15 protein-coding genes and 1 pseudogene are annotated in these 15,333 nt (G+C 51.4%); 10 read left to right on the plus strand and 6 right to left on the minus strand.

From position 1 onward, the window contains the following. The first annotated feature begins 11 nt into the window (after positions 1-11). The 5 genes from ACE5LO_RS10015 (at position 12) to ACE5LO_RS10035 (ending at position 5,031) form a co-directional block, all read left to right on the plus strand. Positions 12-1,022 carry an LLM class flavin-dependent oxidoreductase gene (locus ACE5LO_RS10015; protein WP_375519876.1) on the plus strand — a complete coding sequence of 337 codons (1,011 nt, stop codon included), beginning with the start codon at positions 12-14 and terminating at the stop codon, positions 1,020-1,022. A gap of 19 nt (positions 1,023-1,041) precedes the next feature. Next, a complete protein-coding gene (locus ACE5LO_RS10020; RefSeq protein ID WP_375519877.1) occupies positions 1,042-2,229 on the plus strand; it encodes a M20 peptidase aminoacylase family protein in 1,188 nt (395 codons plus the stop codon). 94 nt (positions 2,230-2,323) lie between these two features. Then, positions 2,324-3,661: an LLM class flavin-dependent oxidoreductase gene (locus ACE5LO_RS10025; protein ID WP_375519878.1), complete on the plus strand. Its 1,338-nt coding sequence runs from the start codon at positions 2,324-2,326 to the stop codon at positions 3,659-3,661. Positions 3,662-3,700: 39 nt separating this feature from the next. Next, complete coding sequence (ssuE, locus tag ACE5LO_RS10030; RefSeq protein ID WP_375519879.1) at positions 3,701-4,261, plus strand: NADPH-dependent FMN reductase; 561 nt, start codon at positions 3,701-3,703, stop codon at positions 4,259-4,261. Positions 4,262-4,371: 110 nt separating this feature from the next. Continuing rightward, on the plus strand, positions 4,372-5,031 hold the full coding sequence (locus ACE5LO_RS10035) for a nitroreductase family protein (protein WP_375519880.1): 660 nt from the start codon (positions 4,372-4,374) through the stop codon (positions 5,029-5,031). 538 nt (positions 5,032-5,569) lie between these two features. Here the strand turns inward: ACE5LO_RS10035 and ACE5LO_RS10040 are convergent. The 5 genes and pseudogenes from ACE5LO_RS10040 to ACE5LO_RS10060 all read right to left on the minus strand — a co-directional run bounded on the left by ACE5LO_RS10040 (position 5,570) and on the right by ACE5LO_RS10060 (position 10,672). Continuing rightward, positions 5,570-6,799, minus strand: coding sequence for an aminotransferase-like domain-containing protein (locus ACE5LO_RS10040; protein ID WP_375519881.1), 1,230 nt, complete (start codon positions 6,797-6,799; stop codon positions 5,570-5,572). A 28-nt stretch (positions 6,800-6,827) separates the two neighbouring features. Beyond that, positions 6,828-7,502 (minus strand): annotated as a pseudogene (locus ACE5LO_RS10045) (ATP-binding cassette domain-containing protein); the annotation flags it as partial. A gap of 123 nt (positions 7,503-7,625) precedes the next feature. Beyond that, entirely contained in the window at positions 7,626-8,408 is a 783-nt protein-coding gene (gene ssuC / locus ACE5LO_RS10050; RefSeq protein WP_375519883.1) for an aliphatic sulfonate ABC transporter permease SsuC, read from the minus strand. 34 nt (positions 8,409-8,442) lie between these two features. Continuing rightward, positions 8,443-9,528, minus strand: coding sequence for an ABC transporter substrate-binding protein (locus tag ACE5LO_RS10055; RefSeq protein WP_375519884.1), 1,086 nt, complete (start codon positions 9,526-9,528; stop codon positions 8,443-8,445). Positions 9,529-9,559: 31 nt separating this feature from the next. Further along, complete coding sequence (locus ACE5LO_RS10060; protein ID WP_375519885.1) at positions 9,560-10,672, minus strand: iron-containing alcohol dehydrogenase family protein; 1,113 nt, start codon at positions 10,670-10,672, stop codon at positions 9,560-9,562. Positions 10,673-10,943: 271 nt separating this feature from the next. Here ACE5LO_RS10060 and ACE5LO_RS10065 point away from each other — a divergent pair, with 271 nt between their 5' ends. The 5 genes from ACE5LO_RS10065 (at position 10,944) to ACE5LO_RS10085 (ending at position 14,354) form a co-directional block, all read left to right on the plus strand. Next, the gene (locus ACE5LO_RS10065; protein ID WP_375519886.1) at positions 10,944-11,438 is read left to right on the plus strand and encodes a DinB family protein; all 495 of its coding nucleotides are present in this window, start codon (positions 10,944-10,946) and stop codon (positions 11,436-11,438) included. 232 nt (positions 11,439-11,670) lie between these two features. Further along, positions 11,671-12,576 (plus strand): LysR family transcriptional regulator, encoded by a 906-nt coding sequence (locus ACE5LO_RS10070; RefSeq protein WP_375519887.1) that lies wholly within the window; start codon positions 11,671-11,673, stop codon positions 12,574-12,576. 82 nt (positions 12,577-12,658) lie between these two features. After that, entirely contained in the window at positions 12,659-12,844 is a 186-nt protein-coding gene (locus ACE5LO_RS10075; protein WP_375519888.1) for a YciI family protein, read from the plus strand. Between the two features lie 71 nt (positions 12,845-12,915). Continuing rightward, positions 12,916-13,548: a sporulation-specific diadenylate cyclase CdaS gene (gene cdaS / locus ACE5LO_RS10080; protein WP_375519889.1), complete on the plus strand. Its 633-nt coding sequence runs from the start codon at positions 12,916-12,918 to the stop codon at positions 13,546-13,548. Between the two features lie 23 nt (positions 13,549-13,571). Further along, on the plus strand, positions 13,572-14,354 hold the full coding sequence (locus ACE5LO_RS10085; protein ID WP_375519890.1) for a patatin-like phospholipase family protein: 783 nt from the start codon (positions 13,572-13,574) through the stop codon (positions 14,352-14,354). A 100-nt stretch (positions 14,355-14,454) separates the two neighbouring features. On the opposite strand, the gene ACE5LO_RS10090 is transcribed toward ACE5LO_RS10085, so the two are convergent. After that, positions 14,455-15,327 (minus strand): TetR/AcrR family transcriptional regulator, encoded by an 873-nt coding sequence (locus ACE5LO_RS10090; RefSeq protein ID WP_375519891.1) that lies wholly within the window; start codon positions 15,325-15,327, stop codon positions 14,455-14,457. Positions 15,328-15,333 lie beyond the last annotated feature (6 nt).

A 15,333-nucleotide genomic window follows, 5' to 3' on the forward strand; every position in this document is an offset into this window, starting at 1 on the left:
GGCAGGAAGCAATGACGATTACAATAAGCGTTTTGGATCAAAGCCCGATTTATGAGGGTGAGACAGGGGCAGAAGCTCTTGCGCATACAGTTGCTTTGGCGCAAAAAGCGGAAGAGCTTGGCTTCAAGCGTTTCTGGGTAGCGGAGCATCACGATTCCGGGCAGCTCGCAGGATCGTCGCCGGAGGTGCTGATCTCTTATTTGCTGGCGAAGACGTCGCGTATCCGCATCGGCTCGGGAGGCATTATGCTGCAGCACTACAGTTCCTATAAAGTAGCGGAAAATTTCCATGTGCTTGCTTCGCTTGCTCCGGGCCGCGTCGATCTGGGTATCGGACGCGCGCCGGGCGGACTGCCGCGCAGTACGCAAGCCCTGCAGCAGAATGTCGTAAATCCGCTATCGCTGACGGATAAACTTGTTGAGCTGCGCAGGTATCTGGCCGTTGAACCGGACGAAGACGGTGCGCTCGCCGGATTGAAAGCAACGCCGATTCCACCGCTGGCTCCTGAGCTTTATCTGCTTGGAGCAAGCAGCGGCAGCAGCGAGCTGGCCGCAAGCCTGGGACTGCCCTACGTATTCTCATTGTTCATTGGCGGCGATGAGCAGGCTGCTGTAGAAGCAGTGCATCAATATCGGACCAGCTTCAATCATGGGGCGGGAACGAAGCCACATGTTATATTGGCGCTGTCCGCTATTGTGGCGGGCACCGATCAGGAGGCACAGAGCCTGATTCCGCCGCAAAGGCTGGTGAAGGTTCATTTGGCCAGCGGACGCACGGTTACGGTCAGCACGCTGGAGCAAGCAGAAGAGTTCGGACGCCAGGCTAGGGAGCCCTACACGATTGAGGAGAAGGAACCGCTGATCACGGCAGGCTCCAAGGAGACCGTTCGCGATAAATTGCTTGCTCTGCGGGAGGCGACAGGTGTTGAGGAGTTTATCGTCACCACCAGCGTGGCGCCGTTCGAACAACGGCTGCGCTCGTACGAACTGCTTAGCGAAGCTTTTGCGGAGGTCAGAGCTTGATGCCGGAAGGGGGAAATGTATGAGCAAGGAAACGGAGGTATGGAGCGCAGCCCTTCTGGCAGGCCGTTTGACGGAAATCCGGAGGGAACTGCACCGCAATCCGGAGCTGTCGAACGATGAGTTCGAAACGACAGCGAGAATCAGAAGATGGCTTGAAGGGGCAGGAATCCGCATTGCGGAATACCCGCTGCGGACAGGTGTCATTGCAGAGGTTGGTGGAAGACACGGGGGGCCTGTTATCGCGCTGCGGGCGGATATTGATGCACTTCCGATTCAAGAGGAGACAGGACTGTCCTTCGCCTCTGCCGTTCCGGGCAAAATGCATGCCTGCGGCCATGATTTCCACACAGCTTCGCTTATTGGGGCCGCCTATTTGTTGAAAGAACGCGAGGAAGAACTCAACGGCACTGTTCGATTGATATTTCAGCCTGCGGAAGAAAAAGCGGCCGGCGCCCGCCAGGTGATTGAAAGCGGCGCTCTCGAAAACGTACGGGCTATCTTCGGCCTGCACAACAAACCGGACCTGCCGGTAGGCACGATCGGCATTAAACAAGGGCCGATCATGGCCGCTGCGGACGGATTTAAAGTGGAAGTGCAGGGAAAGGGTTCGCACGCGGCAGTGCCGGAAGCGGGCATCGATCCCATTGTAATCGCCGCACATATCATTACTGCGTTGCAATCCATTGTCAGCCGCAATGTCAGCTCTCTCGATAGTGCGGTGATCAGTGTAACGAAGCTGCACAGCGGCTCGACCTGGAACGTGATCGCCGACAAGGCTGTGCTGGAGGGAACAGTCCGTACCTTCGATGAGGAAGTGCGCAGCCGAGTGCTGGCCCGCTTCGATCAAGTTGTCGAAGGCGTCGCAGCCGCTTTTGGAACGAGCGCAGCCGTGCGCTGGATTGAGGGGCCGCCTCCGGCTATCAATGATGAAACTTTGGTAGAGCTGGCCTGGCAGGAGGCGGAGCATTTGAGACTTCTGCCGGTTGTCCCCGCGCCATCGCCGGCCGGAGAAGATTTTGCCGTTTACCAGAAGCTTGTGCCGGGCTTGTTCGTATTTTTGGGGACATCGGGCAGTCAGGAGTGGCATCATCCGGCATTTGATCTGGATGAACGCGCACTGCCGGTCGCAGCGGATTATTTGGCCAGCATAGCGATACGCGCTCTGGGTTATTATGCAGAAGGCTCTGGCGGGAAACAGGTATTATAACATATTGCCTGGAAGCGGCAGGAACTACAGAACACATAAATAAGAGCAGCCTCAAAATTCAGGTGATGCTCTTAACATACGAGGAGGATGGAACATGGTGAAGCAGAAACAGCTTAAACTGGGGGCACTCCTGCACGGAGTAGGTGGAGGAACGTCGATGTGGCGTCATCCGGATGCCCGGCCTGACGCAAGTGTTAATTTTGAATTGTACAAACAATGGGTTCAGAAGGCGGAGGAAGGCAAATTTGATCTTATCTTTATTGCCGACGGTTTGTATATTAACGAAAAATCGATTCCCCACTTTCTGAACCGGTTCGAGCCAATCACGATTCTGAGCGCATTGGCCGCTGTCAGCAAAAATATCGGGCTTGTCGGCACATTGTCGACTACGTATAGCGAGCCTTTTACCGTAGCCCGTCAATTCGCCTCCCTGGATATGATCAGCGGAGGACGCGCCGGGTGGAACATCGTTACATCCCCGCTGGAAGGCTCCGCCCTGAACTATGGCGGCAGGGAGCATCCCGAGCATGACAAGCGATATGAGATCGCAACCGAATATCTTGAGGTCACCCGCGGCCTGTGGGATTCGTGGGAGGATGATGCTTTTGTGCGGGATAAGGAAAGCGGGGTGTTTTTCGATCCCGAGAAGCTGCACACTTTGAATCACACAGGCAAGTTTTTCTCCGTTAAAGGTCCCCTGAATATTGCCCGCTCCAGGCAGGGGCAGCCTGTTGTTTTCCAGGCCGGGTCATCCGAGGTTGGCAAAAATTACGCCTCCAAGGAAGCGGATGCGGTATTTACCGGTCATGAGACGCTGGAAGAGGCAGCGGAATTTTATCGGGATGTGAAAGCGCGCGCGGCTGTGTTCGGACGAAATCCGGAGCAGGTGCTGATCTTTCCGGGCATCTCGCCGATCATCGGCAGTACGCCGGAGGAAGCCGAGCGCAAGTATCAGGAGATTGCCGGGCTGGTGACCATTGAGAATGCGCTGAATTATCTGGGCAGATTTTTCGAGCACCATGATTTCTCGCAATATCCGCTCGACGAACCGTTCCCGGATATCGGGGATCTCGGTAAAAACAGCTTCCAAAGCGGTACGGACAAGATTAAAAAGAACGCCAGAGAGCAAGGGCTGACGCTAAGACAGGTAGCGCTGCAAGCCGCGACACCGCGCAGCGGTTTCACCGGAACTCCTGAGCAGGTAGCGGACCAGATTCAGGCGTGGTTTGAAGGGGAAGCCGCTGACGGCTTTATGATTGCATCCGCTGTCCCTACAGGGCTTGAGGATTTTATAGATCAGGTTGTGCCGATTTTGCAGGAAAGGGGCATTTACAGAACCGAGTATGAAAGCGACACGCTGCGCGGCAATCTTGGACTGCCCGTGCCGGAAAACCGCTATACGAGAAAGAAGGCGGTTGCAGGGCAAGCTTAACGTATAAAAAGAGTCCAGTCGCTGATGAGGAGGAGTAAAATGAGCAGGATCGTTTTTATTATTGGGAGCCCGAAGGAGGGCTCCCGTTTGTTCGGACTGACAGACTATCTGGAAGAGCGGCTCGCGTTTGCCGGTTACAGCGTTGCTATCGTATCAGCAACAGAGCTGCCTGCCGAGGAATTGCTGAGAGCCGACTTCAGCCATCCGGCTATCCAGCATGCTGTTGAGTTGATTGAGGAGGCGGATGCCATTGTGATCGCCAGTCCGATCTATAAGGCCACTTATTCGGGGGCGCTGAAAACAATATTGGATCTGATCCCGCAAAAAGGCTTTGAGGGTAAAGCCGTGCTGCCTTTGTTCATTGGACAGTCGGTCATGCATCTGCTTGCTGTTGATTACGCGCTGAAGTCGGTGGTTGCCGCTTTGGGGGGAACCCGCATTCTCGGCGGTGTATTTTCCGTGGATCAATGGGTGAGCCGCTTGGAAGACGGTGGGTTCAAGCTAACGGAGAAACTAAAAGAGCGTCTGGATGAAGCATTTGCCGACCTGGTGGCCGAACTGGGCGGATATGCCCCCAGGAGGCCAACTTTAATGCATTAAAGGAGTTGTGAATCATGACTGGGATTTATGGGTATGCTGGCTTGACGTACATTTTATTTAAGAATATACTGTGCATGTAATAGCACAGAAATTATGAGGAGGAGAGAAGCATGTCCGTTACAGCGTCGTCCCAACCCGTGGAGCAGCAGTTTTTTAACGTTATTCAAGAGCGGCGGTCCGTCCGCAGCTATGATTCCGAAGTAAAGATCTCACGGGAGGAAATGAACGAAATCTTGCAGCAAGCTGCGTTGGCTCCTTCAGGCGCCAATCTGCAGCCGTGGCGTTTTCTCGTCATCGACTCGCAGGAGCTGAAGCAAAAACTGCTTCCGATCGCCTTCAATCAACAGCAAGTGATTGAGGCTTCAGCTGTCATTGCGGTACTCGGGGATTTGGAATCCTATAAATTAGCCGAGAAAATCTACGGTATGGCGGTTGATGCGGGTTACATGCCTGCAGAGACAGCTAAATCGTTCGTGGAACGCTATCAAGGGATGTTCGCGAGCATGCCTCAAGAGACGGTTCTCCAAAAAGTATCTATTGACGGTGGATTGGTATCCATGCAGCTTATGCTTGTCGCCCGCGCTAAAGGCTATGATACGGTCCCGATGGGCGGCTATGATCAGGCCAAATTTGTAGAAGCGTTCGATATTCCGGAGAGATACGCCCCTATTATGCTCATCGCCATCGGTAAGGCGGCAGAGCCGGGACACCCGACGTTAAGATTGCCCATTGAAGATGTCGCTTTCTTCAACGAAATGCCTAAGGCTTGATATAAATTCAAGCAATAAGAAAAAACGCTAAGCCGGTCACATTCGAGGGCTTAGCGTTTTTTTCGTTAAAATGTTGACGGGATCCCTTCTTGCTTAAAGCGAATCCTGGGAGCCCCTTTGGTTTTGACCAAAAAACCGAAATCGGTGCTTGACCGGGGGAAAAGGTGCGAGTGCGTAAAAAAGCACGAAATTCTAACGGTTGTGAGCGGCGTTATTTGGGTGAAAATGGGGGGCTACAAAATGTAACGGTTGCCAGTAAGCTTATTTCGCTTTTTTGTAGGTAAAGGGGCTGATTCGCCTAAATAAGCGCACATACAACTGTTAGAAAAGAAATCTTCCTTTTCTCGGCCGGATAAGCGCTCTGATAACCGTTAGCAAAGAACTGTACCGGTTAGATCGATCATCCGAGGCAAGCCCATGGGTCAAGCACCGATTTCTAGATTGAGCCAATTATAATCAATGAAATTTCGGGGGTATCAGCGATTGGAGGAATGCTTCGTTCTCGGAGCGCCTCACAACCTGCGAAAGAACGCAAACACTACAGAGGCCGCTGCTTTGTCACTCCAAAGAGGCGCTGCTCCTCATAGGCAAAATAAGCATCCGCCAAAATATTCACGCCTCGTACGATTTGCTCCTCGTTCACATAGCTGAAGCAGAGCCTGGCATATTGATAGCCTTTAGGGTTTGCAAAAAAGCTTTTTCCGTCCACAAAGCTGACACCCCGCTCGGCCGCATCCCGCAGAAAATCACTCGTATTGACATGCTCGCCGAATTGCAGCCATATATAGAAGCCGCCTTCAGGCAAATGAAACGTCACATGATCTCCGAAGCTCGATTGCACTGCCTCCACCATAACATCCCTCTGCTCACTGTAATGCAGGATAAGCTGGTCCACATGCTCCTGAAAAGCAAAACCATCAAGTAACTGCGCCAAAATCTCCTGTGTAAACACACCGATGCTGCCGCCAAGATTCAGGAGTCTTGCTTTTTCAATCACACGTTTGTCCGCGATCATCCATCCCAGACGCAGACCGGGACCAATGATTTTGGAAAAGGTGTTCAGGTAGATGACCCTCTCCGGAATCAGCGTATAGAGGGGAGGGAATTTGCGGCCGCTAAAATTAAGCTCCGAGTAGGCATCGTCTTCGACAATAAAGAAATTATACGTCTCTGCCAATTGTGCCAGCCTTCTGCGCCGTTCATTCGATAAAGTGACACCTCCGGGATTGTGGTAGGTTGGCATCGTATAAACAAATTTGGGAATAGGCTTATTATTGCGGCGTGCTTCGAGCAGAGCATTTTCCAGCAAATCGACGCGCAGCCCATCCTCATCAATAGGAAAAGAGGTGATTACCGCCTCTGCCGTGCGAAACGCTTGCAGGGCACTGAAGAAGGAGGGGGATTCCACCCATACATGATCCCCTGGATCGAGCAGCATCCTGGCCGCCAAATCAATGCCCTGGGTCGAACCATAGGTGACCATAATCTGATTCAATTCGGCCTTGATTCCGTGCACGGGTGAGCGATTTTGTATCCATTCAAGGATTTTGCGCGGGCCGCCGGAGCCGGAATATTGCAGCGCTTTTCTTCCATGCTGCGCTACAGCCTCGTAAGCCGCACGGGACAGCTGCTCAATGGGAAATAAATGCGGTGCAGCAAAGCCGAAGGATAAATGAATATGATCCGGCTTCGTGACGGTTGTGCTGCCGATGGACGGCGTGGCAGGAATTCGTTTGGCAAATGAAAATAAATCGAATGGCGTGGACATCCTTTCACCCGCTTTCACAAAGTTATAATTAAATAGAGTAGGTCATTTTTCTGGACTGTAAAAGCTCTGTCTCGCGTGCGTCCCTGTTTAACACTCGATCCAGGATGTGATTCTCATAGTAAACGAAGGTGCTGTCCCGTTCTCTCGGTCGAGCCATACTTACCTTGATATCCATCGCGATTTTTCCATCCTCGATCAGAAGCACACGGTCCGCCAGGGTTACGGCTTCACTGACATCATGTGTGACGAGAATGGCGGTAAACCCTTGCTCCAGCCACAGCCGTTCAATCAATTGCTGCATTTCAATGCGGGTTAACGCATCAAGCGCACCAAGCGGTTCATCCAACAGCAGCAGCCGAGGCCGGCTTACGAGTGCCCGCGCCAGAGCAACCCGCTGTTTCTGCCCTCCGGACAGCACTCTTGGCCAATCGCCTCCGCGTTCCTCCAGCCCAACCCATGCGAGCGCCTCCGCGGCACTTGTTTTGTCATTGCCCGCGGCGGCGATACGAACGTTATCAAGCACCCGTTTCCAGGGAAGAAGACGCGCCTCCTGAAACAGAACGCGCGTATCTTCATGCATTGTCCCGACGTTTTGGTCATCAAGCTGGATGGAGCCGGCAGAAGGCTGATCAAGACCCGCGATTAAGCGTAGCAGCGTGCTTTTGCCGCAGCCGCTCCGGCCTACGATGGCGATAAAATCCCCTTGCTCGATCGTAACATTCACGTCCGTTAAAACCGGATGCTCGTCAAACTGTTTCGATACCTGGTGGATATGAATGTGAGATCCGTTTGTTGTCTGAGGCATGTTACTGTCTCCCTTCACCCATTATCGTGACGCATAATTCGGATTCCACTGCAGCCACCATTTTTCCAGCAGCTTCGCTGCACTGTCCGACAGTTTTCCCAAGAGCGCATAGATCAGGATGCTGAGTACGATGACATCCATCTGAAAAAATTCACGGGCATTCATAGCCATATATCCCAAGCCGGAATTGGCAGCCACCGTTTCGGCGACAATCAGCGTGAGCCACATGATGCCAAGGGCATAGCGGACGCCGACAAGAATGGAAGGGAGGGCACCCGGCAAGAAAATATGCAAATAGAGGCTGAAGCGCTTGAGCCCGTATACCTGCCCCATCTCGATCAACCCCGGATCAATGGAGCGGATGCCGTGGAACGTGTTTAAATACATGGGGAAAAATACACCGAGCGAGACCAGTATCAGCTTGGCGGGCTCCTCAATCCCGAACCAGATAATGACCAGCGGAATCAGTGAAAGATGAGGGATGGTGCGAATCATCTGGATGGATGAATCGGTCAGCTTTTCGGCTGTGCGCCAGAAGCCGTTGATCAATCCGAGCAGAAAGCCGAGGCCACCGCCGATCAAAAAACCGCTGAAAGCACGCCTGGAGCTAATCCCGATATGAGTCAACAGCTCGCCGGATTTCAGCATGCCGATAAAAACGTTCAATACCTGAAGAGGCTGAGGCAGCACATTATTGGCAATGATCCCCGTGCCGGTGAGCGTCTGCCAGGCGAGCAGAATGAGAAGGGGAATGATCCATGGGGCAACCCTCTGGAAATAGGGTTTTGCTTTAGAGGTTTTCAATTTGCTGACTCTCTCCTTTCACAAAGTTACGATTCTACTCAGATTCCGCCGTGATTTGCTGTAACTCTTCTTCAAACTCCCTGCTCCAAATGGAGCTGACGTCCAAGTCACTCTTTAAAAGACCAAGTCCGGCTAACGTATCCGCAACCTCCTGTTGGGAAGCGATCGCTTTTTCGAAGTCGGAGGAGAGTTTGGAGGGCTGCTGCGCTTCTCCAAGCTTCAGCGTATTGAGCGCCTGCTCGACAGGCTGCTTGGTGTTGGCTGCCGTTATTTCGGCCCACTGCTGCTGATTGCTGCGCGTCCAGGCATAAAATTTGTTCAGTCGGGTCAAATAATCGACGATAGCCGCATGTTTTGCCGGGTCACTTATCGCTTCGGGGGTGGTCTCATACAAGAAATTTCCGGATAAAATGTCTTTCGCGCTCGCCAATTCCGTCGCCCCGTTCTGATGAGCGGAAATAATGGCGTTGCCATAGCTTGCCAGCGCGTCCACTTTGCCGCTGATTAATGCGCTTAAACCATCCGACGTCGATAATGGCACGGCTTCGATATCCGACCAGGACAAGCCAGCTGCCTCCAGCATTTTCGCGAGGAAATAATGAGCCGTTGTGGCATTGACATAAGCTACCTTTTTACCCTTCAGGTCCGCCACACTTTTGATCGACGAGCCTTTCGGAATGACAAGCTCCTGGTTCAGAGTGGTCGATTCGAAAGAGGCGATGATTTTAAAATTGCCCCCGTTTGCCGCCTGGGAAGCGAACAGAGGAGGGATCTCACTGGTGGAGCCCAGATCAATATTGCCCGCAGCCATCGCTTCGAGCTGCAAATTGCCGCCCTGGAACACGCTGTACTGCACTTTGTAAGGGGTATCGCTCAGACCCGCTGCTTTAAAGCCAAGCTCCAAATTGCTCCAACCTGTCTGGCCGACACGCAGGGTCACTGTGCTTAGATCTATAGAAGTCGAGGCTTCGTCTGATGATCCTGCCAATGGGGCGGAGGAAGCCGTCGTAGCGGCCTTCGAATCCTCCGTGGAGCCGGAGTTACTGCCGCAGCCGGCGGCGAATAGAAGAATAATTAAGGAAATTGAGGCAAGGGAGGCCAATGTTTTGACTTGAAGCACCGGGATTCCACCTTTCTTGTGTACGTTCATTCTATGATTTCGCAAAAACGGCTTCCTCTTGAATACGCTGCCCCCACTGATCCGCTTGCTGGATGGCTGCGGCAAGACTGGCTTCATTCACGTCAAAGCTCAGACCTTGTGCTGTTTCTTCACGCAGATGAACTCTTTGGGCGATGTCAGACACGATACTTGGCGTGACTTCGGTGATCCCTAATCCACGGAGCGTGACCGGGAGCTTCAGGCTGTGAAGCCACGCCGCCAGCTCACCGATTTCATGTTCTGCCCGCCCTTCCAGCACCGTTTGTGCAAGCAGCCCGAAAGCGACCTTTTCGCCATGCAGCGTGCCTGCGGTCTGCGGGAAAAAAGTCAAGCTGTTGTGTATAGCATGAGCGATACCGGCACGGGGCTTTACACCCTGCACCGTTCCGGCGAGACCCGCAAGGACGAAGACATCATTAACCGTCTCCGTAAGGGCCGGGGTTACTTCCCTGCTTCCGGCCGTTTCATATGCCGTCAAAGCGTGACGGCGCAGCCGGTCGAGAGCCAGCCTGGCCGTTTGGGTTGCGATTTGCACATCCAGCCCGTCAGGCTCGTCGCTCAAATTCACGGCGATTTCATACCATTTCACAATGGTGTCGCCAATTCCTGAGGCTAAATAACGTTTGGGAGCAGCAGCCAGCACCCGTGTGTCTGCAAGCACCAATATCGGCGAATGCTCATTCGCCAAATAGCCCGAGAAGCGCCCCAGTTCGTCGTAGAGGATGGAGACAGCCGCCCAGGATGCGCAAGTAGCCGCTACAGTTGGCACGGTAACAACCGGCAGATGAAGCCTGCCAGCGATCGCCTTGGCAAGATCAAGGGCCTTGCCTCCGCCGACGCCAATGACTACATCTGTTGGCTGCGCCGCAGCTTTGGCGGTATATTCTTCAATTTCCGCTGCCGTAACCTTCCCGCCGAACAGGGCGGTGGTGCGGGTAATTCCCGCTTGCTCCAGGCTTTCGAGAAGCGCGGGACCTGCCGCCTTCAGAGCTTTTTGGCCTGCAACAATAAACGCTTTCTTGCCGTAGGGCGCAATCAATGAACCGCTTTTTTGCAAAAGATTAGGTTCATTCCAATAATGATGAGGCGCTTTCAAGGTGAGCATATTTCGTTCACTCCTTTTTCATCGATCAACTCGTAAATATGATTATTCCTATGGGTCAAGTGGAATATATTGAAACCCTATCATCAGCAGTTCTGTGACGTCTAATTGATGTTTTCAATACAAGCATAGATCGATTCTATTAGTCAGATTGGAGCAAGGCTGGTAAAGTCGGTGTATAACCAAGTAAACTGGTGGGGAGAGAAGAAAGAAGTCATTTCTGGGATGCAATAGCCAGTTCATTTCAAGGCTGAATTGATAAGGAGGAAATTAAATGAGTCAGGTTGATATTGAGGCATACCTTGATACACACAGTAAGCTGGTTGAAGCGACAGCAGGATTAAATCAAGAACAATTGACATGGAAGGCGGCCCCGGAATCATGGAGCGTTACCGAGGTGCTGGCTCACCTTGCCGATCACAGTATCGTCGTCTCTTTCCGGGTTCGCGATACACTGGCAGGCACAACGGTCAGGCTGCCGGCTTTTGATCAAGATGCGTGGGTGAGCGGGCAGAAAGCAAATGACGGCCAAGCGGCCGACATTCTGGCATTATTCGAACATCAGCTTCAATACAACGCCCTTCTGTTTCGACGTCTGACCGACGAGGATTGGGAGAAGACCGCAGTGAATGCCAAGGGAGATACCGTGCGGGCCGCCGATATCGTTGCCGGTTTTACGAAGCATGTCCACCATCATCTCGGACAAATCGAGCGTATTAAACAGGCATCCGCCGCCGCACTCTCGCAGAAGGTAAAGCTGCATGAGTGAAATGATCTGTCTTGCTGTGCCGGGGGATGCCGAGAGGCTGCATCAGGCACTAAATTCTTAATTTCCGATTGACATACACGGTTATAGCGCTTAAAGTATAGGATAATCAACCGGTCAACCGGAGACCTGCAAGGCGTACAACCCAGAAAGATACATGGGCTTGCTATGCTTTGAAGGTCTCTTTTTGCTTCAGAACGATAATCCTACTCTGATTTGATCAGGAGAAATGCCCATGAATATCGAGAATATTGAAGCTTTTGTCTATGTATATCATTATGGCAGCTTTAACAAGGCAGCGGAAATATTGTTCCTGTCGCAGCCTTCCGTCACCGCAAGAATTCAAACCCTGGAACGGGAGCTGGACTGCCGCTTGTTTGACCGACTGGGCAAGCAGGTGCAGCTGACTGAGAAAGGAAGGCAGTTTCTGCCGTACGCACAGCAGGTGCTGCAGATTTACCAAAAGGGGAAGCAGCATATCCAGAAGCAGGGGACGATTCCAAATGAGCTGCGGATTGGATGTACTGTATCTGTCTCCAATTATATTATTCCGGAGCTGCTCCCCAAGCTGAAAGAGGAATATCCGGGGCTGCAAATCAAAGTGACGACGGCCGGTACAGACGACATTGCAGCAAAAGTGTTGAATAGGGAGCTGGATATCGGTTTTGTCCGCGGTATAAGTCATCCGTACCTGCAATCCGTGAAATATTATGAGGACCCGATTCGCCTCTACACGTCTGCGGATCATCCTCTTGCCCGAATGGGGGCGGTATCGCTGGACAGGATTGCAGATGAACCGTTCGTCTTCTTTGAATGCGGCGCGCTGGATTGGCTACGGATTCACCGTGTTTTCCAATCCCTGAACAAACCTCCTGCCATTCAGATTCATACCGATAATGCGGAGACAGCGAAGCAGCTTGTGCTGAACAAAGCCGGGATCTGCTTCCTGCCAGGGGTATGTGCACGCAAAGAAGTGCGGGAGGGGCTTCTTTCGCCGATCGATGTCGCCGAAGTGACAGGGGTTGCGCTGCAGACGAATGTCATCAGCCTGAACGGAGAGCATTCGGAAATTGTGCAGTACATCATCTCCAACCGTTTTTTCCAGGATGAAATACGTGAAATCAGTGCCGTCAAAGGGTAGTTGCTTAGCCTGCAGCGTTTGTTGCGGGTTTTCTTTTTTTCGGTTATATTTTGGAAAACTACGAGAATTATCCAGATAAAGTATGCTGGATGAGCAGCGCGCCAAAGGACGAATTTTTGCCAACGGCCGCTTCGCAGACGGATGGGGAGGCATGGTCATTTACCAATCCGAGACCCTTGCTGAAGTACGGGAATGGGTGGAAAATGATCCTTACGTAACCCATCAGGCAAGACGCTTCGAAATCCATGAGTGGGAAATGGTGCATTAAACCGCTGCATCTAACCTGATCCATACGGGCATAATGAGACCAATATTGTATACATATGAGGTGCTTTCCTTATGCCCAAAAATTGCGATGCCGCCCCCGTAAAAACAGAGTTGAAAAAATATCTGAATCTGATCGCCCAGGACATCCTTCGTCTCACGGAAGCCATTGATCATGAGGGAGAATGCCATTTATCAGAATTCGAAAAAATTGGCGACTCCTACAAAAAAGCGGAGTCACTGGCTGCATCGTTTTATCTGCAGTGTTATTTATCCGCTTTTACAATGAATTACGAAGCCTTGTCCATCACCATTCAGGATCTAATGAACCGCAGGCACGGCGCCCTGATTGTCATTCAGCGCAATGATTCATTAGAGGGGATGATCCACTCAGGTATACCGATTGGCGCAACCGTTACTTTTTCTTTGTTGGAAGCTATCTTTTATCCGGGAAATCCGCTGCATGATGGTGCGATACTGATCCATAATGACATTATTGTGTCTGCCGCCAATGTATTGCCTTTATCCAGCCAAATCGTGGTTGACCAAAAGCTGGGCACGAGGCACAGGGCCGCATTGGGGCTCACGGAGCGATCAGACGCTGTGGTACTGGTCGTATCCGAAGAAACGGGCAGGGCTTCCTTTGCTTATAAAGGAACGCTTCATCCCGTCAGCGGACTTGAAGCCTTGGATGAAATCGAAATATGACGGACAACAGGACGGGATGATGTATGAAAAAAATAGGTCTGGTCTTAGGCGGCGGAGCCGTTCGGGGGCTGGCGCATTTAGGGGTGCTAAAATCGTTGGAGAAGCACGCGATTCCCATTCACTGTATCATTGGAACCAGCATGGGAGGGGTTATTGGCGGGCTTTTCGCTGCGGGTATTTCCGTAAGTGAGATTGAGCATACGTTTATACATACTCCAAAATATCGGTTTATTGATGTTGGCATATGGCAGCGGGGCCTGCTTGCTGGAAACGGGATCATTCAAGTGATTGGGGATTTGTTGGAGAAACAGAATAAAGCAGGGTTGAAAATTGAACAATTCCCCATCCATTTTAAAGCGATCGCGGTGGACTTGATGGAAGGCAAACAGATTGTTTTGGACAAAGGTGATCTTGGAACAGTGCTGCGAGCGACTTCGGCTTTTCCGGGGGTGTTTGCCCCTTTAATGCTAAACGATCAAATGCTTGTGGATGGCGGGGTGCTGAATAACTTGCCAATTCCGGACATGCGAAAAGAAGATGTCGATTTCATTATTGCGGTAGATGTAGCCCGCGAACATGAAAAGAAACCTCCACGCAACATGATTGAAGTGGTCTATCGCTCTTATAGCCTGATGACGGCGGAACGCAAGCATAACAGCCTGCATATGGCCGATCTCGTCATTCGCCCTGAAGTAGGCCAATATGCGGCCTTTGATTTTACCAAAATAAAGGAATGTATTGCTGCGGGCGAAGAAGCCGCCGAATCCCTGATCCCTGAAGTAACACGGATTATTGCAGAAGGGTGAACGGAGAAGAGGACAGAGCCAGAAAAAGCTCCATCCCCTATAACAAACTACCATTCCGTTATGTCATATGCCCCGCATTGAAATAATGAACGAATCTAAACTATGAATTTAAGATGATTTTTAACTTCTGACAGCACTCCTGCAGCTCAGACACCTGTTCCAGAAAGAGCAATAAGGCTTTGACATGAGCGGTTTCGTGTAATGTTTCGGCCAGTTCGGCTTGCAGCTTCTCTAAAATACTGAAGTAATCATTTTTTTCTGCTTCCTGCCGATCAACATTTCCTATAACAGTGTACATATGCTGCAAAATCGAATCAATCTCCTGCCATTGGCTCCGTGGCCTTCCTTGTTCCTCCACAGAAGGCTTCCACATGATTTCATGATGATGATCCGGGTTGGTCATTCCCTGCAGCAGGATGTCTGTAATGCTCATGACAAAATCAGCCAGCAGCTGATGTTCGGAAGCATGGAACTCCTGACCACTCATTCGCACATAACTGATGATCATGCTTTTGATGACAAAAATAATATCGTAATAATAGTCGCTCCATTTTTCCCCGTACAGGTTCAACATCAGGTCCAGAATCCGGTTGGATAAACTGTTCTCCAGACTGTCTACAGCGTGCGCAATCTTCTCATCGGTCGAACCAAGCAGCGGTACGGAAAAAATGAGTAGATGCATTTTGTTCTGATAGACACGCTCAAGCACGATCACAAAAAATTGGGTCAACTTCTCGCGGGGAGACAGCCTGGAGTTCAGATATACCTTTTCCAGATCCTTCTCCATGTCCTCCTGAACAAAAGCAATCGTGCCCTGCAGCAGCTCTTCCTTGCTTTTAAAATATTTGTAAAAAGACGCCTTCACCATACCGCTTTGACGGGCGATCTCATCCACGGAAGTGGCCTCATAACCTTTCTCGGAAAACAGGGAAAGGGCAGCCTGAATAATATCTTCGCTGGTTACTTTTTTCATGGTCCC

It is taken from the genome of Paenibacillus medicaginis, assembly GCF_042138635.1.
In the GTDB taxonomy this organism is placed as follows: domain Bacteria; phylum Bacillota; class Bacilli; order Paenibacillales; family Paenibacillaceae; genus Paenibacillus; species Paenibacillus medicaginis.